Below are 23,425 nucleotides of genomic sequence, written 5' to 3'. Positions count from 1 at the left end.
ATGGCCGCGAAGCGCAACACGACAAGACCGCCGGCCCGCAAGAGCAGTGGTCAGGCGAGCCGGAAGACCCGATCCGGCAATAGCGCTAAAAGCAGCCGGATGCCGTTTGCATGGGGGGTGACCGGGCTCGCCATCGGGCTGATGGTGGCGCTTGTCGTGCATCTCGAGCATCGCCGGCCGGATACGGCCGCACCGGACGAAACGGCCACCACCGCCGATAGTGACAACGCGACGGCCGGTGGATCTGACCAGCCGCGATTCGAGTTCTATCGTCTGCTCAACGAGCAGGAGGTGGAAGTCGCTGAGGAAGAGACGCCGGCGAGTGACTCAGGGACACAGGCGCTACCCGAGGCCGAGTCCCCCACGGAACCGGCCCCCGACAGCGATCCAGCACCCGCATCCGAGGAGGGCAAACGCTACCTGCTCCAGGCCGGCAGTTTCCGTCAGGCGGCGGATGCCGATTCGCTGAAGGCGAAACTCGCCCTACTGGGGATCCAGGCCCGCATACAGGCCGTTGAGCTACCCGGCGGTGAGACCTGGCACCGGGTCCGCGTCGGCCCGTTCAGCGAGCTCCAGCAAGTCAACGGCGTCCGGGCGCAGATGGCCGATCAGGAAATCGAATCGATCCTGCTTCAAGCAGGGGGATAGCCCGCCGCCGCGACCGGTTCCTGCGTTTAGAGGCTTTTGCGGTTGCCGGACGCGAACAGGTCGCGCTTGAGCCGGAACAGCGCCGAGGTGTCCTCCTCGCCATACCCCTGCTCGAGGAGACGTTCGTAATGCTTGATCGTCATCTCCACCAGGGGGAGGCTGACGTCCAGCTTCTGCAGCAGGTCGCGGCACAGGTTCAGGTCCTTGTGATGCAGAGAGACGCGGAACCCGGGCTCGAAGTCCCCCGCCAGTATCCGGCTGCCGCGGCGCTCGAGCAGGCGGCTGCCCGCCGCGCCGCCGGTAAGGACCGGGAGCAGACGCTCAGTATCCAGACCACTCGCCTCGGCGAATGACAACGACTCGCTGATCGCCTGCACCAGGCCCGCTACCATGACCTGATTGACGGCCTTGGCGCGCTGACCATAGCCCACTGGCCCGAAATGCGTCGCACCACTGCCGATCGCCTGCAGCGCCGGACGGATACGCTCAAGCACGTCGGGATCGCCACCGACCATGATCTGCAGTGTGCCGGTGTCGGCGCCCTCGGGGCCGCCGGTGACCGGCGCATCGAGGAACTCCGCGCCGCGCGCCCGCAGCGTCTCGGCAGCGGCCTCCGCCGTATCCACGCCAATGGTTGAGGTATCGATCACCACATCGCCCTTGCTGACGCCATCGGCCAGTGCACCGACGACCTCACGGACATCCTGATCGGCACTCACACAGGTGATCACGACATCACACAGTCGCGCGAGCGCCGCTGCATCCTCGGTCAGCGGCACCTGCAGCTCTTCGGCCAGCGCCTCACCATTGGCCCGCGTCCGATTCCAGACGCCGGCCAGCAGACCCGCGGCTGACAGGTTCCGGGCCATTCCACGGCCCATAACACCGAGTCCGGCAACACCCACTTTCATGATTCTCTCCTTTGATGGATCAGACAGCGTCAGGCCCTGCAGTCTAGCAGGGCATTCTGCGACCCCACACAAAAAACGGGCGCCCGAAGGCGCCCGTTGAGCGTGGATTCAACCGATCCGCATCAGCGCGAGTAGTTGAATTCCGGGTAAGCCTCGACACCGCATTCGACGATATCCAGGCCGGTCTCTTCCTCTTCCTCGGTCACGCGGATTCCGACGACCGCCTTGAGGATGCTCCAGAGGATATAGCTGACGCCAAAGGTCCAGACGAAGATCGTGGCGATACCGATGAGCTGTGCACCGAAGCTGGCGCCTTCGGACCAGAGCGGGACCACAAGGAGGCCCCAGATACCGGCCGTCCCGTGAGCCGAGATGGCACCGACCGGATCATCAAGCTTGAGCTTGTCGAGCCCGACGATCGAGAAGACCACCAGCACACCGCCCACGACTCCGATCAGCGCGGCCGCGAGCAGGCTCGGGACATTCGGCCCGGCCGTGATGGCCACCAGCCCCGCAAGGCCTCCGTTCAATGCCATGGTGAGATCGGCCTTGCCGAACATCAGCCGGGCAGTGACCAGCGCGGCCACGGCACCGCCAGCGGCGGACAGGTTTGTATTGGCGAACACCAGTGCCACTGCGTTGGCGGAGCCCACATCGGACACCTTGAGTTCCGAGCCACCGTTAAAGCCGAACCAGCCGAACCAAAGGATGAAGACACCCAGCGTGGCGAGCGGCATGTTGGCGCCAGGGATTGGCTTGACCTCGCCGTTCGGGCCGAACTTGCCCTTGCGCGGACCCAGCACCATCACCGCCGCGAGGGCTGCAGCCGCGCCGAACATGTGGACGATGCCGGAGCCCGCGTAGTCCGAGTAACCGATATCGGCAAGGAATCCACCGCCCCAGCTCCAGAAACCCTGGATGGGATAGATCACGCCGGTCAGGATCACGGTGAACAGCAGAAAGGCCCAGAGCTTCATCCGCTCGGCCACCGCGCCGGAGATGATCGACATCGCCGTTGCCACGAACACGACCTGGAAGAAGAAGTCCGACACGTTCGAGTAGTAGGCATCGCTGCCGGCGGCCACATCGGCCGCCGCATTGTCAGCGGCCCCCAGAATCCCGCCGAAGGACGGAATCAGCGAGCTCATGCCGCTGCCATACATGATGTTGTAGCCCATCAGCATGTACATGATGCAGGCGATGGAGTAGAGCGCGACGTTCTTGGTGAGGATCTCGGTGGTGTTTTTCGAGCGCACCAGGCCCGACTCAAGCATAGTGAAGCCAGCGGCCATCCACATCACCAGTGCGCCCGAGATCAGGAAGTAGAAGGTATCCAGCGCATAGGCCAGTTCGTTGAATTCTGCAGACATATTTCAGACTCCCAGTGATGCCTTAGAGTGCGTCTTTGTCGGTTTCGCCAGTGCGGATGCGTACCGCCTGTTCGATCGCCGCGACAAAGATCTTGCCGTCGCCGATTTTCCCGGTATTGGCCGCCTTGCTGATGGCCTCCGTCGCCCGCTCGACGAGGTCATCGCCAAGCGCGACCTCGACTTTCATCTTGGGCAGGAAATCGACGACATACTCGGCGCCGCGATAGAGCTCGGTATGGCCTTTCTGACGGCCGAATCCCTTGACCTCGGTAACGGTGATGCCCTGTACGCCGATCTCCGAGAGTGACTCCCGGACATCGTCGAGTTTGAAAGGCTTGATAATCGCAGTGATCAGCTTCATGCCTGAACTCCCCTATCGGGACCGGACAAGACCGGCACCCATGAACGATATAAATGCATCTGGGTATATGCAGGGACCATGCCAACGGGCGATCACCAGTGCCTGGCGGGGATCAAATGCTCGCTCACGGTTCATTGCACCGAATAAGTGCAATCACCGTTCGTCAGTTGCACCAAAATCAACGCGCCGGGTGGATTGGGAATTCCCCGTCAACGGCTTAGACTGATCGCAAAGACAACGGAGGCCGAATAATGCTCGATCCGAAACAGTTCGATGAAATGGCGAAGCGTTTCTCCGAGAACCTGCCCAGCGGGCTGAGGGACTTTCAGGCGGAAGTCGAAAAAAATGCCCGCGTAGCGCTGCAGAGCACCTTCAATCGCATGGAGCTGGTCACCCGCGAGGAGTTCGATGCCCAGGCCAAAGTACTGGCCCGCACCCGCGAGCGGCTTGAGGCCATGGAAGCGCGGGTCGCAGCGCTCGAAGGCAATGCACCGATGGCCGATCAGTCAGCGCCGGACGACGCCAGCGAGTAACCCTGCCGCCTCCGACCATTCGCTTCGCACAGGGAGGTGCGTTGCCATGTCACTGGCACTCATTCAGGCCCGCGCCGCCGTCGGGATTGACGCACCGCGCGTGGATGTCGAAGTCCATCTCGGTGGTGGCCTACCCTCGCTATCCATTGTCGGGCTACCCAACACGGCCGTGCGCGAGGCGCGGGACCGCGTCCGTGGGGCGCTGACCACCAGCGGTTTCGAGTTTCCCCGCCGGCGCATCACCGTCAGCCTCGCCCCCGCCGATCTGCCCAAGGACGGTGCCCGCTTCGATCTGGCGATCGCACTGGGCATACTCGTGGCATCCGGCCAACTGCCCCGTGAGCGGCTCGACAATACCGTGGTCTGCGCCGAACTCGCCCTGTCCGGCAGTCTCCGACCGGTCAACGGCACGCTGCCGGTGGCGTTGCGCTGCGCGGCGGCGGGGGAATCGCTGGTCGTCGCGAACGCCAATGGCGCCGAGGCGGCACTGGCCGGCGGTGAGGTATATGGTGCCGATCATCTGCTCGACGTGTGCCGCCATCTCACCGCTACCTCCTTCCTGCCGGCGGCCCAACCGGATACGCCTGTCAATCCGCCTCAGCCACTCGATCTGAGTGATGTCATCGGTCAGTCCCACGCCCGGCGCGCCCTGGAAATCGCGGCAGCCGGTGGGCACAGTCTGCTGTTATCGGGACCACCGGGCAGCGGCAAGAGCCTGATGGCCGCCCGATTGCCGGGGCTGCTGCCGGCGATGAACGATACCGAGGCCATGGAATCAGCATCACTGCACTCCATTGCCAAGGGGCAGTTCGATCCCCGCGACTGGCGTCAGCGGCCGTTCCGAAGCCCACATCACAGCGCCTCGCCTCGGGCACTGACAGGCGGCGGCGCCCGTCCGCGGCCCGGCGAGATATCACTGGCCCACCACGGCGTCCTGTTCCTCGATGAGCTCCCCGAGTTCCCGCGCGAGGCGCTGGAGGCCCTGCGAGAACCGCTGGAGACCGCGGAGATCAGTATCTCCCGCGCCAGGGCCCAGATCCGCTTTCCTGCGCGTTTCCAGCTCGTTGCGGCCATGAACCCCTGCCCCTGCGGCCATCACGGCGAGTCCGACCACGATTGCCGCTGCACACCCGGCCAGATCCGCCAGTACGGCAACCGCATCAGCGGACCACTCCTCGATCGCATCGACCTGCAGATCAACGTCCCACGGCTGACCGCCACCGAACTCGACCAGGCCCGAGAGGGCGAGCCAACGGTCACGGTAGCGGCCCGGGTCGAGGCCGCACGCGCCCGACAGATCGATCGTGACGGTCTCGCCGCTACCCATCTCCCGGTCAACGTCATGCGTCGCGATGCCGGTCTGGACCCGGCTGGCCAGGCCCTGATGAAACAGGCGACAGAGCGTTTCGCGATGTCCGCGCGCGGATGGCATCGATGCTGGCGGATTGCCCGGACCATCGCCGATCTGGAGGGCACCACGGCGATCCGGGAACACCATGTCGCCGAGGCGTTGTCTTATCGGGAGCGGGTCCGATCTGACCCCCCGCGGAGACCGTTCCGCCCTGCAGCAGGTTAGACTGGTGGCGATGCGTTGAAGGAGGTTCTGTGCATATCACCGTGATTGGCGGCGGCCTGGTGGGCATAACGACCGCCTGGTATCTGCTCGACAGCGGTCATTCCGTCACGCTGGTGGACCGTGCGCCTGAACTTGCCTCGGAAGCCAGCCACGCCAATGGCGCTATGCTCCACGCCAGCCATACCGAACCCTGGAATACCCCCCAGGCACTCGGCCAATTGCTGCGCTGGATCGGCCGCGAGAACTCTCCGCTGCTGTTACGGCCCACGGCAATCCCCAGCCTCGTTGGCTGGGGCGTGGGCTTTCTGCGTTACAGCCGGGCGCACCACCATGCCCGCAACACAGCGGTGAATGCGCGCCTCGCGGTGTATAGCCTCAGACTCATGCGCGAGCTTGAAGACCGCGTGGCGATCGACTACACCCAGCAACATGCCGGTATCCTGAAGATTTTCCGCAGCGAGGCGGAAATGCAGACCGCGCACACCAGCAGCGCCTTGATGGCGGATGCCGGAGTACGTCACGAGGCACTGTCACCGGCCGCCGTCAGCGACTATGAGCCTGCGCTCGCCGACATTGAGGGCGATCTCGCAGGCGGTTTTTTCTATCCGGACGATGCCAGTGGCGATGCCCGGATTTTCTGCCAGCGCCTCGGCGAGGCGGCTGTCGAAAGGGGGCTGACGCTCCGGCTGGGAGAGTCCGTTCGAGATCTTCGGGTCGAGGCAGGTCGGTTGCAGACCATCGAGACCGATCACGGCACCATCGACGCCGATGCCTTCGTACTGGCGACGGGCGCGGAGGCACCGCGTCTGGCCCGTCAGGTCGGCGTCCGTCTGCCGATCCGACCGGTCAAAGGCTACTCCGCGACGCTGCCGGTGGGAGGCATCGAGGCAGCACCGGCGATGCCAATCATCGATGATGGCCGCAAGATCGTTATCACGCGCCTGGGTGACCAACTGCGCATCGCGGGTACGGCGGAGTTCACCGGTTATGACAGGACCATCCGACCACAGCGTGTACGCACCGTCCTTGAACAGGGACTGGCGAACTTCCCGGCCCTGACGGCTCAGATCGATGCCAGCGCCGCTGAGCAATGGGCCTGTCTGCGGCCGATGACCATCGACGGTCCCCCGATCCTCGGCGAGAGCGGTGTCAGCGGGCTTTATCTGAATACCGGCGCCGGCCACCTGGGCTGGACATTCGCAGCCGGCGCCGGCCGGGTCGTTGCTGATATGATCGATGGACGGACGCCGGCGATCGATCTCGCCGGTCTGACCCTCAATCGCTATCGCTAGCCCGGGAATCAATCAGAACGCATGGACGGCCTGCAAAGCATCATCCTGCTATTGGCGACCTCGGTGGCGGCCGTCGCACTTTTCCGACGCCTGTCGCTGCCACCGATCATCGCCTATCTGGCGGTGGGCATAGCGCTCGGTCCATCGGCGCTGGGCCTCGTCCCGGAGACCGAGAGCACACATCTGATCGCCGAGTTCGGCGTGGTCTTTCTGCTGTTCACGATTGGTCTGGAGTTCTCGTTCCCCCAGCTGCATGCCATGCGCTGGGCCGTGGGCGTACTGGGTGCCAGCCAGGTACTGGTTTGCCTGGTGCTGTTCGGCGGGATCGCCTGGTGGATGACCGGTTCACCGGAAATCGCGCTGGTGCTGGGCGGTGCCCTGGCCCTGTCCTCCACCGCGATCGTGACCAAGCAGTTGACCGAGCAGGTCGAGATCCACACCCGGCATGGCCGGCGAGCCATTGGCGTGCTGCTGTTCCAGGATCTGGCCGTTGTCCCGCTGCTGATCGCGATCCCGATTCTCGCCGGCAACAGTGATCATTCCCTGCCCGTCGAGATGGGGCTCTCACTGGTCAAGGGCGTTGCGGTATTCGGAGCGATGGTCTGGATCGGGCGCAAGGCGCTGCGGCCGATCTTCCACGAAGTCGCCCGGGCGCGCTCCAACGAGCTTTTCACCCTGACGGTCCTGCTGATCGCCGTCGCGGCAGCTTGGGTGACCCACCTGGCCGGCCTGTCCCTCGCCCTTGGCGCCTTCCTCGCCGGCATCATGCTGGGCGAGACCGAATACCGCTATCAGATTGACGCCGATATCCGGCCATTCCGTGATGTGCTGCTGGGGTTTTTCTTCATCACCGTTGGCATGGTGATCAACGTCCCGGTCCTCATGAGTGGCATACACTGGGTGCTGTTGATCGGGCTCGGCATGATGGCCGTGAAGCTCCTACTGGTCTATGCCATTGCCCGCAGCGTCGATGGGCCTCTGGATTCAGGCCGAACAGCCCTGATCCTCGCCAACGGTGGTGAGTTCGGTTTCGCGCTGATTGCCCTGGCGATCAGTGCCGGTCTGATGACATCGGCCATGAGCCAGCTGGTGCTGGCCGCCATCGTTATCAGCATGGTCGCGGCACCGTTGCTGATCCGTTACAACGACCGGCTGGTACAGGCGGTGCTGCGGCCTGCCGCCAACGATGCAGATCCATCCGAAATGGACTCGGAGGTCTCACGGGTCGCGGAACCTCTGTCCAATCACGTCATCCTGTGTGGCTATGGGCGGACCGGTCAGAACATCGGCCGCTTCCTCGATCAGGAGGGACTCCCGTTCGTCGCCCTGGACCTCGATCCAAAACGGGTAGAGGAGGCGCGTAACGCCGGCGATCCGGTCAGCTACGGCGACTCGGAGCGGCGCGAGATCCTCCATGCGGCCGGACTCGGCCGGGCACGGATGATCGTGCTGAGCTTCGACAACCCGGCTAGCAGCCTCAAGGTGCTTGAGCACACCCGCTCGGAGCGGCCGGATATCCCGATCATCGTGCGGACGCGCGATGATCGATGGATCGACCGTTTCGAAAAGGCTGGGGCCACCGTCGTGGTGCCGGAAATCCTGGAGGCGAGCCTGATGCTTTCTTCACATGTCCTGGCGCTACTGGAGGTCCCCCTGGCAAGGGTCTTCCGGCGTGTCCGGGATGTGCGGGGCGACCGCTATCGGCTGCTGAAGGGGTATTTCCACGGCGCCGAGCGCGTGGATCTGGAAAAGGTCGGACGTTTCCGCGAGCAGCTCCACGCCATTACGCTCAGCGGCAATGCAAGTGCGGTTGGCCGTCAACTGAGCGATCTCCACCCTGAATCGATCGGGGTAACGGTCAATGCGGTGCGCCGCGGCGGGATCCGTGGCCCACAACCATCACCCAACACCATTCTGCGTGAGGGTGACGTACTGGTGGTCTACGGAACGCCCGAGGCGCTGGAGCACGCCGAGCACATCCTCCTTGGCGGCGAGGCGGTGGCTGTCTCCAACTCGTAATGGCGGCTGGCCAGATCGATGGCCGGAATCAGGACTCGGGGACTTCCAGCCCGGTCTCGGATTCCACCATCCATTCAATCGCGGCGCGGATTTCCTCCTCGGAGGCTGCCCCGCCCTGAGCTGGCATGTTGCCGTAGCCATTGGCCACATTGCCGATCAGGGTTTCCCACCCCTTGCTGACCCGATCACCCCAGGCGCCGGCATCGCCGACGGCCGGTGCATTGAGGAAATCGCCCTGATGACAGGCGATGCACACCGCCTGCGTCACCTGTTCGCCACTGCGCACTTCTGTAACGCCGCCCGACTCTTCGGACTCCTCGGCCGAGGCAATGGCTGGTGCGGGCTCGCCGCTGAGCCTGACCGCGAACGAAGGCGACATGTTCTCTGTGGCGCGCTCCTGCGCCAATGCCTCACGGGCAGGGTCGTCATCACCGAACAACGAGTTCGCGATCACAATGAGCAGAACCGTAACGCCCAGCAGCGTGGCAATGACCAGGGCGAAATTACGGATGAAGGCACTATCCTGCTCGGCGCTCACTTGGTAATCCTCAATCTTCAGGGCTACGACAAAGTATAGCGGCATTGCCCGACACGGCAAACCGGGGCTATGCCGAAGCGGCCGCGGACGCTACAATGTCACTATTGCGCCTGTAGCTCAGCTGGATAGAGCGTCGGCCTCCGAAGCCGAAGGTCGCAGGTTCGAGTCCTGCCGGGCGCACCATCCCTCGAGCGCTCCACCGAGCATTACCGGCTCCCGTACCACACTGCTATCCTCGCTGTATGACTGATACAGCAACCGAAAGGTAGGAGCAGCCGCCGTGAAAGCCTATTTCGATCACCGTCAGGATCGCCATCACCCGAAAACCTACTTCACCCGCGGCCAGATGCGTGCGCCGCAGGAGATCCCGGAGCGGACCGGGCATATCCTCGCTGGCCTCGAGGGTGCCGGGGCGTCGATCGAGACGGTGAATGATCATGGCATCCAGCCGATCAACCGCGTCCACGATCTCGGTTATCTTCGCTTCCTTGAGTCCTGTCATCGGCGCTGGACCGGCATGCCCGAGGATTGGGGTGACGAGGTTCTGTCAAACGTGTTCGTGCGCTCACCCAATCCACTCCGGGGTATTCTGGCCGAGGCGGCGCGTTATCTCGCGGACGGCAGTTGCCCGGTGGGCGAACATACCTGGGAGGCGGCATATTGGTCGGCTCAGGGCGCACTCTGCGCTGCCAGCGACGTGATCGCCGGCGAGGCCATGGCGTTCGCACTCTGCCGTCCACCGGGTCATCATGCGCGCGTCGACGCGGCCGGCGGGTTCTGCTATCTCAACAATGCGGCCATCGCGGCCGAGGCTTTACGCGGCCACTTCCCGCGAGTCGCCGTTCTGGATACCGACGTCCATCACGGACAGGGCATTCAGGAGATCTTCTACGACCGCGCGGACGTCCTCTATATCTCTATCCATGGCGATCCCACCAACTTCTATCCGGTGGTCACAGGCTTCGAGGATGAACGCGGCGATGGTGACGGCTATGGCTACAACATCAATCTACCCCTGCCCCACGGCTCGGATGCCACGGCCTTCTTCGGGCGGCTCGACGAGGCATTGACCGCGATCCGGCTGTTTGCGCCGGACGCTCTGGTGTTCTCCAACGGCTTCGACATCTACCACGAGGATCCACAGGCGAAAATCGGGGTGCAGTCGAGTGACATCCAGACGCTGGGCGAACGCGTCGCCGGGCTTGGGTTACCCACCGTTGCCATCCAGGAGGGCGGTTATCACTATGAAAGCCTGACCGCCAATACGGCATCGCTGATGGCGGGCTTTGAATCAGGTTGCTGACAGTCCAGTCGTTAAGCAGTTCCCGAGCATTTGTGCGCCGGCGTCACAAGTGGTCATCCGATGGGGCTCTTCCGGCGGAGCCATCCAGCGACTAGGATAAGAATCGTTGTCAGGGCGAGTTCCCTGAACCGACTCTCCTCCTCTTGGCCGGCGACATCGTCGGCTTTTTTTTGTCCAAAATAAGGGCACCCGAAATACCCAGTGGGGCTTCTAGCCTCAGCGAGACCGTGCCTCGCCGTCGCCCATCACTCGGTCGCGCCCACATCGCTTGGCAGCATATAGCGCCTCGTCCACCCGCTGGGTAACGTCCTCGAGCGTCTCATGACTACGGCACTGGGCCACGCCCAGACTGATAGTCAAGCCTCCCACTGCGGAGAAGGCATGTTCCGCGACCTGGCGCCGGAGACTATCTGCCACCTGGCGCGCACCTGCTGCGTCCGTTTCGGGGAGGAGGATCATGAATTCCTCGCCACCCCAGCGGGCCAGCAGGTCTCCGGCGCGTAGCTGATCGCTTATCCCCTTGGCCAGTTCCGCCAGGGTTCGATCGCCGGCGTCATGACCGTAGGTGTCGTTGACCGCCTTAAAGTGGTCGATATCGAACATGATCAGGGCCACGGGTGCACCATAGCGCTGTAACCGATGGATCTCCTGTGACAGTGCTTCCTCGAAGGGCCGGCGGTTGAGCAGACCGGTGAGCGGATCGTGATGGGCTTGATAGCGAAGCTCGTGTTCGAGGCGTTGGCGCGCCAGAGCGCCTGCCAGTGTGTCGGCGGCAATGCGTAGCAGATGCTGCTCCGAGTCCGTCCATGAACGGTCTCCATTCACCACATCCAGCCCCAGAAAACCGATGGGTCCCTCATCGCGAACCATGGGTATCAGCAGCAAAGAGCGAATTTCACGCTGTTTAAAAAGCGCCCATAGCCCGGGATTCGCCACCTCGGCGACCGACTGGATCATTGGAACCGACCGCTCGCGGAGGTGCCGCCGCAGCCAGTCGAAATCTGATGCCGGAAGATCCCCCAGATCCCTGATCTGCGGGGCCACTCCCTCCGCATTCCAGTCATGGGTATTACTCATCCTCCGGTCGTCATCGACCCATTGAAAAATATAGCTACGATCGGCCATCGCTGCCTGTCCGATCCGGGCCAGGGCGTCCTTAATGGTCTCATCAATCTGATCGTAGGGTGCGGCGAGGAGAGCGGTGGAGATGGCCTGGACCATCGCTTCCCCTTCAGCTCGCCGGTAAAGCTCGGCCTCTGCCGCCTTCTTCTCCTGTAAATCCACCGCAACCGTGATGTAGCTGGTCGGTAGGTCGTCATCGCCACGCACCGCCGAGGTGGTGACGTCAGCCCAGATTGCTTGGCCATCAGGCCGGCGATAGCGTTTTTCTGTCCGATAATAGTCAGCTTCGTCCGATAGAATGCGACGGATGGTCTCCATATCCCCGGATGCATCCCCCGGGTCGTCCAGATCATCGAAGGGCAGCCCCGCCAGCGACGCCCGCGAAAGCCCGACCAACTCCGCAAAGGCATTATTGACCGCCATCAACCGCCCCGAGGCATCGGCCAGCGCGATGCCGCTGGCGGAGTGCTCGAAGATGCCCCGAAACCGACGCTCCGCATCCAGCCGGTCGCGAACAGCTTCTTGACTTCGGATGTACCAGTTGGCGGCGACCATCCACAGCATAGTCATCGCCACAACGATGCAGCCGAGTATGCTCACGACCACCGCCAGTGCTCTGAGCGGGTCCGGGTCAGTCAGAGCTGTCCCGCTCACGCCCACAATGACGGCAGAAGCGGCATGACCGAGATACACCACCGCCAGCAGTAGAAACACAGCCGCGGTCAATCGCCCCACCGTGCGCATGCGCCTCGGGAACCGCCACCAAAGATGCGCCGCGCCCGCCAGATGGAAAAGACTGAAAACGATGAAAAAATTCACGATGCGGGCTGTCATGGAGGGATCGATCAGCCCCCAGTAGGCATGTGCCAGGGTAAAGACAGCCAGTACGGAAAAGGCCAAGCGATCGGGAAAGCGGTGCCCCGTGTAGCGGCACAGGCCACGCACGACGAGTAGAATATACAGCTGGATGAGCAGGGCGGCCGCGACAATGGAGAGCGCATCGGGCGCCACCCCGCGCAGCGCTGTACCCAGGGTACCCACTGCGGCGAGGCCGAAACCGGCTGCCCAGTGACCAGCTGGACCTCCCACTTCGGGCCGACGCCAAGTCACAGTGAAGACCACGGCAATCAACGCCGCAATCAATCCGATGATCACAATCAGCGTTCGGATATCCAGCAAGAGTCCGTCCCCCCCCTCGTGATCATCCGCTAAGCGGTGCCCGCAATGGCGGGCACCTTTTTAGTCGAACCAGGCGACCATTCGCGGCAGGAACCGCGCCAGTTCCTCCGCCATGATCACGAAATCGGCATCGAAGCGCTCCTGCGACGACTCCGCCTCCCGATCGTCGACATCATTCTGCACGCCATCGGTGAATTTCAGGCGCTTGATCGATAGATCCGAATCGAGCACAGCATTGACACGGTCATCCCAGGTCAATGCCAACCGACGGACCCGTTTGCCAGCCTTGATATGCCCACGGATCTCGGCACTGCGCAGATCCTGACGTTTGCAGCGGATCTCGGCCCCCTCACTGCGCGGATCCTCGAAAACGGCCTCCTCGCCCGGCTCAAGGTCCGAGGGAAACTGATCGTGGGCCAACCAGTCGGTCATCACCTGGTGCGGCGCACTCTCGGTCTGCAGCGGCCGGATGGGCAGACTCCCCAGCATTGCCCGGAGGTCATCGGTCAGCAACTCAGCCTCGCGCCAGGTCGCGGCATCTACGATCAGCCAGCGGCCGGTCAGATCCAGATAGGCATAGGATCGCTTGCTACGGGTAAACGCCCGTGGCAGCAGATCAATGGTGACCTCCTCTTTGATCCGTGCCTTTTCCCGCCGGCCCAGCGGCCTGGCCATCGCATCCTCGCGCTCGGCCACCCGGGATTCGACGTTCTCGCGGATGACCGCCGGTGGCAGCACCCGTGTCTCGGTCTGCAGACAGACCATCAGCCGCTGCCCTGCGGCGTGCACCAGCGTCTCTCCGCCATTCTCCAGCGGCGGCACCCAGCCCCGGGTCTCGGGGTCGTGAGGGCCGACGGGCTGGAACTGGCCGGCGCTGAGCCGGCTTTCAAGGTGTTCGGCGTCGATCGTGAAGGCGTCGGCTATCTGATAGACGCAGAGATTTCGAAACCACATTGTTGGGTGTCTTTTCCGTGCTGGAGGGTGATCAGGTGTTTCGGGTGCGAAGCAGTGCCGAGCGGGCTTGCGTCACGCGTCGGACGGCCTCGTCGCGGGACGGGGCGGAAGCGGTCAGGTGACCCATTTTCCGACCCGGTCGGGGTTCAGCCTTGCCATAGAGGTGCAGGTTGACCGCCGGATCCGCCAGCGCCGCCGCCCAGTCAGGCTCACCGCTCTCCCAGTGATCACCGAGCAGGTTGGCCATCGCCGTGGGGACACGGCGAGCCGTCTCACCCAGCGGCAACCCACAGACGGCCCGCAACTGCTGATCGAACTGGCTGCTGGCACAGGCCTCGATGGTCAGATGCCCGGAATTATGGGGACGGGGAGCGAGCTCGTTGACAAGCAGATCACCATCGCGGGTCAGGAACATCTCGATACAGAGCACTCCGACCACATCGAACTCGCGCATGACCGTCCCTGCGATCTCGTGGGCCCTGGCGGTCTGTGCCGGATCGAGCGGCATATCCGCCACGGATATATCCAGGATGTGGTCGACATGACGATTTTCGGTCACGCCGAAATCGACCTGCGCGCCGTCGACACCGCGAGCAGCGACCACTGAGAGCTCGGCCTCGAAATCAACCATCGCTTCGACGATCGCCGCCCCGGCGCCGATCATCCGCCACGCCGCCGCCGGGTCGGTCTCGGCGGTGATCCGGACCTGTCCCTTACCGTCGTACCCAAAGCCGGCGGTCTTGAGGATGCAGGGCGTGCCAAGCCGGCCGATCGCATCATGCAGCTGTTCCAGCGACGCCACCGCTTCATAGCGCGCGGTGGGCAGCCCGGCTGCGGTCAGCGCATGCTTTTCGCGGTGCCGGTTCTGGGTAATGTGCAGGACATCCCCGCGCGGGCGTACCGGCACGTATCGCGCCGCCACCGCCGCTGACTCAGCGGCGATATTCTCAAACTCGAAGGTCACCACATCGACATCGCGGGCGAATCGCGCGATGGCCGCTTGATCATCATAGGCGGCGATCACCTCACGATCGGCGATCTGGCCGGTTGGCGAATCAGCACCCGGTGACAGCGTGTGGACGCGATATCCCATGCGGCGGGCCGATTGGGCCAGCATGCGCCCCAGCTGGCCGCTTCCGAGAATACCAACGGTCGCGCCAGGCAGGATCGGGTGACTCAAGGCAGTTCATCCTCAATGGCCCGGCGGGCCTGCGCCTCACGATAGGCATCGAGCCGATCGGCCAGATCGGCATCATCCGCAGCCAGCATAGCGACCGCGAACAGCGCCGCGTTGCGGGCCCCGGATTCACCGATGGCGAAGGTCGCCACCGGTACGCCACCCGGCATCTGAGCGATGGACAGCAGCGAGTCGATGCCCTTCAGTGCCCGGCTCTGCACCGGCACACCCAGCACCGGCACCGTTGTCTGCGCGGCGACCATACCCGGTAGATGGGCCGCCCCGCCCGCGCCGGCGATGATGGCGCGCAGACCACGCTGACGCGCTGTGTCGGCGTACTCGTTCATCCGTGCCGGTGTGCGATGGGCGGAGACGATCCGGCTTTCATGCGCCACACCGAATTCCTTGAGCAGGTTATCGGCATGGGCCATGGTTTCCCAGTCGGATCGACTGCCCATGATGATGCCGATCCGTGGGGCATCATCCACCATCGCCCGACTCCTTGACGTACCGGCCCGGTGCATCCTCGATCGGCTTGAGCTTGCCGTCGCCCGGAGTCCGTGCCGGCACCTCACCGCCGCGCTTCGGCCCCAGCCACTTGACCCAGTCCAGCCACCAGGAGCCTTCGTGGTGCTTGGCGTTATTGAACCAGGCTTCCGGATCCTTGGGATTACGGCCATTCAGCCAGTATCCATACTTCTGCTTTTCCGGCGGATTGATGACGCCGGCGATATGTCCCGAGCCACCCAGCACGAACCGTGTCTGGCCACCCAGCAGCCGTGAACCGCTGTAACAGGCATGCCAGGGCGCGATGTGGTCTTCCTTTGCGGAAACGAAGTAGGACGGCACCTCGACCTTGCCGAGATCGATGGGAATGCCATCAAGCGTGATCCCGCCGGGCTCGCGGAGCTTGTTTTCCAGGTACATCTTGCGCAGGTAGAAGGCATGCATGCGCGCCGGCATGTTGGTGGAGTCCTGGTTCCAGTAAAGGAGATCAAACGGGAACGGATCCTCGCCCTTGAGGTAGTTGTTGACGAAAAACGACCAGACCAGGTCATTCGAGCGCAGGCTCGACATGGTCGAAGCCATCTGGCTGCCGGCGAGGTAACCGCGCTCGTTCATCTGCTTTTCGAGCGAGTCGAGCTGCTCCTCGTCGATGAACACCCCGAGCTCGCCGGGGCTCTCGAAGTCAATCAGCGTGGTCAGGAAAGTCGCACTGTGGACGCCGCCCTCTCCGCGGCTCGCCATCCATGCCAGCGTCGAGGCGAGCAGCGTCCCGCCCAGGCAATAACCAATGATGTTGACATCACGCTCGCCAACGGCCTGCTCAACCGCATCCAGTGCGGCCAGCGGCCCCTGCTTCATGTAGTCCTCGAACTCCTTACCGGCGAGCGCTTCATCAGGGTTCCGCCAGGAGATGACGAACACCGTATAGCCCTGATCCACCAGCCACTTCACCAACGAGTTCTTCTCGCGCAGGTCGAGGATGTAGTACTTGTTGATCCACGGCGGCACGAAGAGCAGCGGCCGCCGCGCCACTTCCTCGGTGGCCGGCGCATACTGGATGAGCTGCATGAGCTCGTTTTCATAGATCACCTTGCCGGGTGTGATCGCCAGATCACGGCCGACCTCAAACGCGTCGGGGTCGGTCTGACGGATTTTCAGCTTGCCCTTGCCGCGCTCGAGGTCCTCGAGCAGGTTATTGAGCCCGTCGACGAGGTTCTGCCCCCGTGTCTCGACGGTGCGCTCAAGCACCTCCGGGTTGGTGGCGAGGAAGTTGGACGGCGAAGCAGCGCTGATGAACTGGCGGGTATGGAAGTCGATCTTGCGCTGGGTCTTTTCATCCAGGCCTTCGACCGTATCCACGGAATGGTTCAGATAGTCCGCAGTCAGCAGATACGTCTGCTTGATGAAGTCGAAGAACGGGTAGTCGTCCCAGGCGTCATGGTCGAAGCGCTTGTCCCCCTTCGCCGGCTCGCGGACCGGTTCACTGTCGACGCCCATCATGCGCATGGACTGGTTCTGCACCAGCGCCATGTAGTCCTGCCAGAATGCCATCTGCGACTGCATGAGCTGGACTGGATCGGCCATCAGGCGGGTGTAGAGATCCTGGAACAACTTGCTCATGTGCAGTGCATCGTCCATGGATATCTGCTGGCCGAACTCCTGACGGGTCAGAAAGTCCTTGACGAGATGCTGGCTTCGGCCGGCGACCTCCGCCAGCGAGCGGGAAAGCTCGTTGGGGTCGACCTGGCCGGTTTCGGTATCCTTGTGATCACTCATGGCGAGTCTCCGCTCCGGGAACAAATAAGGTGAGTCTGATCATACGGCACTGCGACAAACCGCCACAAACGCCTTATCACCCACCGGTGGTGGCGGCCGCGGACGCGGACCCGGCCGCTGCGCAGGCGCTCGCTCGCCGGCTCGGCGTTGAGCTCTGTCAGACTACGCCCGCCACAGGCCTCTATCTGTGGCTGGACGCCAGTGGCCTGGCGCTGTGTCAGGCCGGCCGCCCGCCAATGTCGATGCGCGCCGACTTCATCAGTGGCGCTCAAGGCTATCGCGCCGCCCACCATGGTCATCACCGCGAAGCGATTGCCCGAGCCTGCGGCATCCGCCGAGGCCATCGGCCATGGATCGTGGATGCCACCGCCGGCCTGGGACGGGATGCCTTCGTGCTGGCCACCGCCGGCGCACCGGTCACACTGCTGGAGCGCTCGGCGGTCGTGCACGCGCTACTGGTCGATGGGCTGCAACGGGCGACGACAGGGGGCGCGGCGGATCGCACCGCGCGCATGGACTGTCGTCATGCCGATGCCACCGAATGGCTGGCGCAGGATGTCGGGGACGAATCGCCTGCGGTGATCTACCTCGACCCAATGTACAGCGGTCGTCGCCGCGCCGCTGCGGGCAAGGAGCTGGCGCTGCTGCAGGCCCTGTTGATGCCGGCAACCGATGAGTCGGTGCTGCTGGAGCGAGCACGCGTCGCGGCCATGGACCGAGTGGTCGTCAAGCGCCACCGCCATGCCCGACCGCTCGACGACCAGACGCCGGACTATCATCTGCCCGGTCGCAGCACACGTTTCGATGTCTATCGCACCAGAAAGGATTGATCCGGCTGCGCTCGCGGAACGCTGACCGAGGCCTCGAGCGCGAGCATGCACGCCCAGGGGTCCGCCGCCACCGCGGGAGAGGCCAGATCGGCCTGCCCCACCAGTCTGAGTCGCAGATCACTGAAGCCGTTGCGGGCCAGTCGTGTCACCGCTGCGGCCTGGGCCGATGGATCAGCATGACCGGCCATCATCGCGATCAGCGTACCGCCCCGACCGGAAGGGGGCTCGAACGCTGCCACCCGCAGGCTACGCAACCGCTCACCCAGCGCTTCGTCGAGCACCGGCCATGCCCCCTGCAGCCGCTGGCGATTCGATGCATCCAGCCAGGGCACCGGCGGCATGGCCAGGCGCAGTGCCTGCTCGATGAGGACCTCCGAGGGTGGCCCGGCTTCCATATAGGCCGCGGGGCTGCGCCCACCAAGCGCCGGTTGCGGAGTGTCCCACCAGATACGGGCCCCCGACTCGCCCTCGGGATGACAGCGCAGGAGCCGTTGGATGAAATGGCGGTGACAGTTCACTGCATAGCGACCGGCAACCTCGCGACGGGCGCCGGGATGGCCACAGACATCGCAGGTCACTGCTGCCCGCTCCCGGGCCTCCACTACCCGCGGTGAGACCGGATCGCGCAGACCGTCGAAGGCAACCTCCAGCATCGCATGCCGCGCGCAGAGCCGGCGCCAGCGAAAGCCGTCACGCTCGGCGACGGGCATGACTGCCTCGACCTCCTGGAACAGCGACTCAAGCACGCCATACCAGCCCGGCGGCACATCAACCTGCACACCATCGTGTTCATCAGACTGGCCTGGACAGCGGAACTGCCAGGGGTGGCGGAGCTGGGCAGCGGCGAGGAAGGCGCGGTAACGACGCTCAGCGGTTGTTGAGTCCATGCTTCATTGTGACCTGACCGGATAGCGGCGGTCATCCCGCCAACCGTATCATCACCATAAAAAAGGGCCCGATGCCGCGAACGGCATCGAGCCCTGGCAGTTAAGGCCTGCGGTGATCAGTTGCGGCGCGGGCCGCCTCCACCGCCGGGCTTACGGTCCTGCGCCTCGTTGATGCGCAGCGTGCGTCCGCCCATGTCCGTGCCATTGAGTGCCTCGATGGCGGAGTCCGCCTCGGCAGGGTCCATGCGCACGAAGCCAAAGCCGCGAGGACGACCGGTTTCCCGATCGGAGATCATCCGAACCTCTTTGACCTCACCGTAATTGGCGAAAAGGTCACGGACTTCATCCTCGGAGGCGGAGAAGGGCAGGTTGCCCACGTAAATCGATTTCATCTATCTGTCTCATCAAGGTATGTCGGCTTATCAGTCCGACATGTCAAACATCACAGAAGGCTGACACCTTCCTTTGGACGGCCCGACCATCGGGCTGCCAAGCGCTGGTCAAATCAATGACCGTGCACCTGAGATGGACGATACGGCAGGGGTGCGTGCCGCGCAATCGGAAATTCAGTGCTGACCGGCTTCGTAGCGACGGTTGAGTGCCTCCTGCACACTGGGATGGACGAAGCGGCTGACATCACCACCCAGGGCGGCGACCTCACGCACCAGGCTGGACGAGATATAGGCGTACTGCTCGGCGGGTGTCAGGAAAACGGTTTCCACTTTGGGCACCAGCTGTCGATTCATGCTGGCGAGCTGGAACTCATGCTCGAAGTCCGACACGGCCCGCAGTCCACGCAGGATCACGCGCGCGCCCTGCGCCTCGACGAAATCAACCAGCAATGTCTCGAAGGCCATGACCTCGACCCGACGATAGGGCTGGAGCACATGACGGGCAAGCTCGACGCGCTCGTCGAGCGTGAAAGCGGGATGCTTACTGGGACTGGGACTGCCGGCAACGGCAACGATCAGGTGATCGAAGAACCGCGAGGCGCGCTCGACCAAATCGCTATGGCCGTTCGTGAGTGGATCAAATGTACCGGGATAGACCGCGACGACGGACATAACGCCTCCTCTACTGGAGCGCGGCATCGTATTGCCTGTCGACAGAACATACCAGCCCCCGGAGCGATGATCCGACCTCAGTGCGAGGCCCGAAGCAGCGCGAACCACACGTCGCCCGCCGTTTTTTCACGCTCGCACTGCCAGTCCGCGGCGCTCAGCGGTGGGCGGTCACGGTCCCGCGACTCGATATAGACCTGCGCACCCGCCGCCAACCACCCGCCCTGCCGCAGTCGGCTCAGGCTGTCGGCGAGGAGATCGCTGCTGAACGGCGGATCGAGGAATACCAGGTCGAAAGACACCGGTTCGGTACGCAGATACCACCGGGCGTCACCGGCCACGACATGTGCCCGATGGCCCGCCTCAAGGCGATCGAGCAGGTCGCTCAGGGCGCGGGCCACTGGCCGTGAGCGCTCGACAAACGTCGCTCCGGCGGCGCCGCGGGAGAGGGCCTCAAGCCCCAGCGCCCCGGTCCCGGCGAATAGATCCAGCACCCGGGCGCCAGCGACCTCGGTCTGCAGCCAGTTGAACAGCGTCTCACGGTTACGATCTGCGGTGGGCCGCAGGCCCGGCGCCGAGCCGACGCGCAGTCGCCGTCCCCGCCAGTCGCCGCCGATGATCCGCAACCCCCCACTCACGCAGCGCCCGTCACTCGACTGCGTTAATCGTCGCCTCTGGACCAACCAGCACGGTGATATTGCGGGCCGGGTCAATCCCTGTCTGCATCGCCGACTGCACGTCGTCGCTCTCCAGCGCATCGATTCGGTCGACGAACTGCTGGAGGTAATCCCGCGACAGATCATGGAAGCCGATTGTGGCGATGTAGCCAAGCAGATCGCGATTACTGTCGAGCTGGAGCGGGAAACTGCCGGTGATATTGCGTTTGGAATCACTCAGCCGCTGGGCTGACGGACCCTCATTGCGCATCTCATCGAGGCTGTCGCGCATGACCGAGAGCGCCTCGCCCAGGGCGTCGTTGCGTACCTGCGTGGACATCTGGAACCGGCCGCGCCGGGCACCGGACGTCAGCTGCGAGGAACTGCTGTATGACAGGCCGCGTTCTTCGCGCATGCGCTCGGCGAGGATTGAGGTGAGCCCGCCGCCACCGAGGATGTGATTACCGAGGTGGAGTGGATAATAGGCGTCACTACCCTTGCGCACCGACGGCTGGCCGACAATGACATGGGTCTGTTCGGCCTCGAGCGGCACCCGGATCGTCCGCGCGGACTCGGGTGGCGTAACCTCCGGCAGGCTTGACAGCGCCTCGCCAGCAGGCAGTGCCGCACTGAGCGAGCGGGCGATCGCCTCAGCGCGATCAGATGTGAGATCGCCGACAATGGTGATCGTGGCGTTGGTGGCCGTGTAGTGACGACGATGGAAATCAATGACGGCGGCTCGGCTCAGCTCCTCGACTGACTCCAGCGTACCCCCGGGTGGCGTGGCATAGGGGTGGTCCCCGTAGATGCCCCGCATGAACGCCTTTTCCGCCAGTGCCGACGCCGAGGACTGCGCCTGCTGGAGACCCAGCGTCATCTGACGACGGACCCGATCGACGGCATCCGCGGGGAAATCGGCATCGGCAACCGCCGCCGCCAGACGCTCGACCACCGGATCGAGACGCTCGGCTTCGCTCAGTGCCCGGACGCTGACCTCTGCCGTGTCACGGCCACTGCCAGTACCGACACGGGCGCCATAGCGCTCGAACCCGCGCGCGATCTCGCCCGCTGCGCGCTCCGCTGTACCCTCCAACAGCAGGTTGCTGGTCATGCGAGCCAGACCGGCTTGATCGCCATCCCGCGCGCTGCCGGCATCGAAGGTCATGCGGATATCGACGATCGGCAGTTCATGCCGCTCGACAAACAGTACATCCGCCCCGGCGTCGGTCTTCCACTCCTGAATCTCGGCTTGCATTGCGCCCCCTGCGCTACTGAAAAGGATCAGGCCAAAAGCAGCAATCCAGCGCTTCATCCCTCATCCTCCTGATCGGCTGGCTTCATGACACCCACCGCCAGCATCTCGGGGCGCAGGTACCGCTGGGCCGCTGACTGGATGTCCTCGGCGGTCAGATCGCGGACGTTCTCCTCGAAACTGTTGAGCCTCGCCCATCCGGACCCCGTGGTCTCGAGCATGCCCAGCTGCATTGCCTGATAGAACACCGAGTCCATCTCAAACAGGTGATCGGCAAGCATCTGACTGCGCGCCCGCTCCATCTCCTCGGCCGAGACAGGTTCCTGCTGAAGGCGATGGATCTGATCGCGCAGCGCGGTCTCCACCGCGTCGACGTCGCCTTCCGCCGGCACGCCGAACAGCGAGAACTCGGCGTCCAGCCGCACCATCGGGTTATAGCTGGCGCCGGCCGCCGCGGCCACGCCGGAGCCCCGCACCAGCTCCTCGGCGAGCCGTGCGCCATCACCCCCGTCAAGGATGGTGGCGAGCATCAGCAGCGCGTAAGGGTCGCGGGTCGACTCAGCGGTCGGGAACGATGGCACCTCGTAGCCCATGCGCAGCTGAGTGACCCGCGCCTGCGGATCGCGATGAATCAGGCGCCGTTCACCCGGGGGCTGGAGATTATCAGGGGTGTGGACCGCCGGAACCTCACGGGCCTCGATGTCACCGAAGTATTCCCTGGCCAGCGAGTGAACCTCGTCGGGCTGGACATCGCCGGCCACCACCAGCGTGGCGTTGGTGGGTGTATACCACTGCTGGTACCAGTCCCGCAGGTCCTCAACCTCGAAGCCGGCGACATCATCCGCCCAGCCGATGATCGGATGGGCGTAGCCCGTCCCCGGATGCGCGATCGCCGAATAGCGCTCGCCGAATCGTCCCTCGGGCCGATCCTCGGTCCGCAGCCGGCGCTCCTCGAGCACGACATCCCTTTCCGTTGACAGCGCCTCGGCGTTGATCTGCAGATTCGCCATCCGGTCAGCCTCCAGCTCCAGCGCTATCGGGAGGCGATCGGCAGCCATGATCTCGAAGTAGGCACTGAAATCACGCCCGGTGAAGGCATTGAGGCGGCCGCCCTCGCGAGAGATGATCTCCGAGAACTCACCCTCCTCGAAGCGCTCCGTACCCTTGAACATCATGTGCTCAAACAGATGCGAGAGCCCGGTCTCACCGGTCGTCTCGTAGGATGACCCGACGCGGTACCAGACCTGAGAGACGACCACCGGCGCGCGGTGATCCTCACGGACGAGGATCTGCATCCCGTTATCGAGCGTGAATTCGGTAATCCCCGTATTCGACTGCGCCGCTGCGGGCGCTGCCATTAACGCGGGAATCAGGGCGAAAATCGCGTTTCGCATTGTGATTGAAGCCTCTGGTTATGACACATCGACGTTTCGGTGCGGTGTTAGCATACTCATCAATTCGTTCACGCCCGAA

At 63.9% G+C, this 23,425-nt stretch carries 22 protein-coding genes and 1 tRNA gene; 8 read left to right on the top strand and 15 right to left on the bottom strand.

The annotated features are described in order from the left end of the window. Positions 1–648: an SPOR domain-containing protein gene (locus tag SPICUR_RS01290; protein WP_077176292.1), complete on the top strand. Its 648-nt coding sequence runs from the start codon at positions 1–3 to the stop codon at positions 646–648. Positions 649–674: 26 nt separating this feature from the next. Here the strand turns inward: SPICUR_RS01290 and SPICUR_RS01285 are convergent, their stop codons facing one another. From SPICUR_RS01285 to glnK, 3 genes are all read right to left on the bottom strand, one after another. After that, positions 675–1,559 carry an NAD(P)-dependent oxidoreductase gene (locus SPICUR_RS01285; protein WP_041381557.1) on the bottom strand — a complete coding sequence of 295 codons (885 nt, stop codon included), beginning with the start codon at positions 1,557–1,559 and terminating at the stop codon, positions 675–677. A 122-nt stretch (positions 1,560–1,681) separates the two neighbouring features. Then, a complete protein-coding gene (locus SPICUR_RS01280) occupies positions 1,682–2,929 on the bottom strand; it encodes an ammonium transporter (RefSeq protein WP_023365245.1) in 1,248 nt (415 codons plus the stop codon). Positions 2,930–2,951: 22 nt separating this feature from the next. Further along, on the bottom strand, positions 2,952–3,290 hold the full coding sequence (gene glnK / locus SPICUR_RS01275) for a P-II family nitrogen regulator (protein ID WP_023365243.1): 339 nt from the start codon (positions 3,288–3,290) through the stop codon (positions 2,952–2,954). Positions 3,291–3,541: 251 nt separating this feature from the next. Between glnK and ubiK the strand changes: the two genes are divergently transcribed. The 4 genes from ubiK to SPICUR_RS01255 are packed head-to-tail and all read left to right on the top strand — an operon-like array spanning position 3,542 to position 8,710. After that, entirely contained in the window at positions 3,542–3,823 is a 282-nt protein-coding gene (gene ubiK / locus SPICUR_RS01270) for a ubiquinone biosynthesis accessory factor UbiK (RefSeq protein ID WP_023365241.1), read from the top strand. Between the two features lie 46 nt (positions 3,824–3,869). Further along, positions 3,870–5,399 carry a YifB family Mg chelatase-like AAA ATPase gene (locus SPICUR_RS01265; RefSeq protein ID WP_023365239.1) on the top strand — a complete coding sequence of 510 codons (1,530 nt, stop codon included), beginning with the start codon at positions 3,870–3,872 and terminating at the stop codon, positions 5,397–5,399. 29 nt (positions 5,400–5,428) lie between these two features. Next, complete coding sequence (locus tag SPICUR_RS01260; protein WP_023365237.1) at positions 5,429–6,691, top strand: D-amino acid dehydrogenase; 1,263 nt, start codon at positions 5,429–5,431, stop codon at positions 6,689–6,691. Positions 6,692–6,712: 21 nt separating this feature from the next. Beyond that, positions 6,713–8,710: a monovalent cation:proton antiporter family protein gene (locus tag SPICUR_RS01255; protein ID WP_023365235.1), complete on the top strand. Its 1,998-nt coding sequence runs from the start codon at positions 6,713–6,715 to the stop codon at positions 8,708–8,710. A 28-nt stretch (positions 8,711–8,738) separates the two neighbouring features. On the opposite strand, the gene SPICUR_RS01250 is transcribed toward SPICUR_RS01255, so the two are convergent. Continuing rightward, positions 8,739–9,248 (bottom strand): c-type cytochrome, encoded by a 510-nt coding sequence (locus SPICUR_RS01250; protein WP_158499820.1) that lies wholly within the window; start codon positions 9,246–9,248, stop codon positions 8,739–8,741. 106 nt (positions 9,249–9,354) lie between these two features. On the opposite strand from SPICUR_RS01250, the gene SPICUR_RS01245 reads away from it, so the two are divergent. Both SPICUR_RS01245 and SPICUR_RS01240 read left to right on the top strand, forming a co-directional pair. After that, positions 9,355–9,431 (top strand) — tRNA-Arg (locus SPICUR_RS01245). A gap of 97 nt (positions 9,432–9,528) precedes the next feature. Beyond that, positions 9,529–10,551 carry a histone deacetylase family protein gene (locus SPICUR_RS01240; protein WP_023365231.1) on the top strand — a complete coding sequence of 341 codons (1,023 nt, stop codon included), beginning with the start codon at positions 9,529–9,531 and terminating at the stop codon, positions 10,549–10,551. 216 nt (positions 10,552–10,767) lie between these two features. Here the strand turns inward: SPICUR_RS01240 and SPICUR_RS01235 are convergent, their stop codons facing one another. Genes SPICUR_RS01235 through phaC form a run of 5 tightly spaced genes read right to left on the bottom strand, consistent with a single transcriptional unit; the run spans position 10,768 to position 17,266 of the window. Continuing rightward, a complete protein-coding gene (locus SPICUR_RS01235) occupies positions 10,768–12,852 on the bottom strand; it encodes a diguanylate cyclase (RefSeq protein WP_023365229.1) in 2,085 nt (694 codons plus the stop codon). A 60-nt stretch (positions 12,853–12,912) separates the two neighbouring features. Beyond that, positions 12,913–13,806 carry a recombination-associated protein RdgC gene (locus SPICUR_RS01230; protein ID WP_023365227.1) on the bottom strand — a complete coding sequence of 298 codons (894 nt, stop codon included), beginning with the start codon at positions 13,804–13,806 and terminating at the stop codon, positions 12,913–12,915. Between the two features lie 31 nt (positions 13,807–13,837). After that, positions 13,838–14,986: a 5-(carboxyamino)imidazole ribonucleotide synthase gene (locus SPICUR_RS01225; RefSeq protein WP_023365225.1), complete on the bottom strand. Its 1,149-nt coding sequence runs from the start codon at positions 14,984–14,986 to the stop codon at positions 13,838–13,840. Beyond that, positions 14,983–15,474: a 5-(carboxyamino)imidazole ribonucleotide mutase gene (gene purE / locus SPICUR_RS01220; RefSeq protein ID WP_023365223.1), complete on the bottom strand. Its 492-nt coding sequence runs from the start codon at positions 15,472–15,474 to the stop codon at positions 14,983–14,985. The genes SPICUR_RS01225 and purE overlap by 4 nt, the downstream gene beginning before the upstream one ends. Further along, positions 15,464–17,266 carry a class I poly(R)-hydroxyalkanoic acid synthase gene (gene phaC, locus SPICUR_RS01215; protein WP_023365221.1) on the bottom strand — a complete coding sequence of 601 codons (1,803 nt, stop codon included), beginning with the start codon at positions 17,264–17,266 and terminating at the stop codon, positions 15,464–15,466. Before phaC ends, purE begins: the two co-directional genes overlap by 11 nt. 29 nt (positions 17,267–17,295) lie before the next feature. Here phaC and SPICUR_RS01210 point away from each other — a divergent pair, with 29 nt between their 5' ends. After that, entirely contained in the window at positions 17,296–18,096 is an 801-nt protein-coding gene (locus SPICUR_RS01210) for a class I SAM-dependent methyltransferase (RefSeq protein WP_077176291.1), read from the top strand. Here the strand turns inward: SPICUR_RS01210 and SPICUR_RS01205 are convergent. The 6 genes from SPICUR_RS01205 to SPICUR_RS01180 all read right to left on the bottom strand — a co-directional run bounded on the left by SPICUR_RS01205 (position 18,075) and on the right by SPICUR_RS01180 (position 23,346). Continuing rightward, on the bottom strand, positions 18,075–18,983 hold the full coding sequence (locus SPICUR_RS01205) for a hypothetical protein (protein WP_023365217.1): 909 nt from the start codon (positions 18,981–18,983) through the stop codon (positions 18,075–18,077). The two genes, SPICUR_RS01210 and SPICUR_RS01205, sit on opposite strands and share 22 nt — an antisense overlap. A gap of 116 nt (positions 18,984–19,099) precedes the next feature. Continuing rightward, complete coding sequence (locus SPICUR_RS01200; protein WP_023365215.1) at positions 19,100–19,375, bottom strand: RNA recognition motif domain-containing protein; 276 nt, start codon at positions 19,373–19,375, stop codon at positions 19,100–19,102. 174 nt (positions 19,376–19,549) lie between these two features. Then, positions 19,550–20,047 (bottom strand): pantetheine-phosphate adenylyltransferase, encoded by a 498-nt coding sequence (coaD, locus tag SPICUR_RS01195; RefSeq protein ID WP_023365213.1) that lies wholly within the window; start codon positions 20,045–20,047, stop codon positions 19,550–19,552. 77 nt (positions 20,048–20,124) lie between these two features. Beyond that, entirely contained in the window at positions 20,125–20,682 is a 558-nt protein-coding gene (gene rsmD / locus SPICUR_RS01190) for a 16S rRNA (guanine(966)-N(2))-methyltransferase RsmD (protein WP_041381555.1), read from the bottom strand. A 10-nt stretch (positions 20,683–20,692) separates the two neighbouring features. Next, positions 20,693–21,955 carry a M16 family metallopeptidase gene (locus SPICUR_RS01185; RefSeq protein ID WP_237220341.1) on the bottom strand — a complete coding sequence of 421 codons (1,263 nt, stop codon included), beginning with the start codon at positions 21,953–21,955 and terminating at the stop codon, positions 20,693–20,695. A 53-nt stretch (positions 21,956–22,008) separates the two neighbouring features. Beyond that, a complete protein-coding gene (locus SPICUR_RS01180) occupies positions 22,009–23,346 on the bottom strand; it encodes a M16 family metallopeptidase (protein ID WP_023365207.1) in 1,338 nt (445 codons plus the stop codon). Positions 23,347–23,425 lie beyond the last annotated feature (79 nt).

It is taken from the genome of Spiribacter curvatus (genome assembly GCF_000485905.1).
Taxonomy (GTDB): Bacteria; Pseudomonadota; Gammaproteobacteria; order Nitrococcales; family Nitrococcaceae; genus Spiribacter; species Spiribacter curvatus.
The sequence above is the reverse complement of the archived record's forward strand: the minus strand, read 5'-3'. Positions and strand labels throughout refer to the sequence as shown.

Bases quoted from the DNA above. Each gene is read 5' to 3' on its own strand.
- SPICUR_RS01255 (WP_023365235.1), top strand. From the start codon at position 6,713: ATGGACGGCCTGCAAAGCATCATCCTGCTATTGGCGACCTCGGTGGCG.
- purE (WP_023365223.1), bottom strand. From the start codon at position 15,474: ATGGTGGATGATGCCCCACGGATCGGCATCATCATGGGCAGTCGATCC.
- SPICUR_RS01230 (WP_023365227.1), bottom strand. From the start codon at position 13,806: ATGTGGTTTCGAAATCTCTGCGTCTATCAGATAGCCGACGCCTTCACG.
- SPICUR_RS01200 (WP_023365215.1), bottom strand. From the start codon at position 19,375: ATGAAATCGATTTACGTGGGCAACCTGCCCTTCTCCGCCTCCGAGGAT.
- SPICUR_RS01290 (WP_077176292.1), top strand. From the start codon at position 1: ATGGCCGCGAAGCGCAACACGACAAGACCGCCGGCCCGCAAGAGCAGT.
- SPICUR_RS01180 (WP_023365207.1), bottom strand. From the start codon at position 23,346: ATGCGAAACGCGATTTTCGCCCTGATTCCCGCGTTAATGGCAGCGCCC.
- SPICUR_RS01265 (WP_023365239.1), top strand. From the start codon at position 3,870: ATGTCACTGGCACTCATTCAGGCCCGCGCCGCCGTCGGGATTGACGCA.
- SPICUR_RS01185 (WP_237220341.1), bottom strand. From the start codon at position 21,955: ATGCAAGCCGAGATTCAGGAGTGGAAGACCGACGCCGGGGCGGATGTA.
- phaC (WP_023365221.1), bottom strand. From the start codon at position 17,266: ATGAGTGATCACAAGGATACCGAAACCGGCCAGGTCGACCCCAACGAG.
- SPICUR_RS01205 (WP_023365217.1), bottom strand. From the start codon at position 18,983: ATGGACTCAACAACCGCTGAGCGTCGTTACCGCGCCTTCCTCGCCGCT.
- ubiK (WP_023365241.1), top strand. From the start codon at position 3,542: ATGCTCGATCCGAAACAGTTCGATGAAATGGCGAAGCGTTTCTCCGAG.
- SPICUR_RS01280 (WP_023365245.1), bottom strand. From the start codon at position 2,929: ATGTCTGCAGAATTCAACGAACTGGCCTATGCGCTGGATACCTTCTAC.
- SPICUR_RS01285 (WP_041381557.1), bottom strand. From the start codon at position 1,559: ATGAAAGTGGGTGTTGCCGGACTCGGTGTTATGGGCCGTGGAATGGCC.
- glnK (WP_023365243.1), bottom strand. From the start codon at position 3,290: ATGAAGCTGATCACTGCGATTATCAAGCCTTTCAAACTCGACGATGTC.
- coaD (WP_023365213.1), bottom strand. From the start codon at position 20,047: ATGTCCGTCGTCGCGGTCTATCCCGGTACATTTGATCCACTCACGAAC.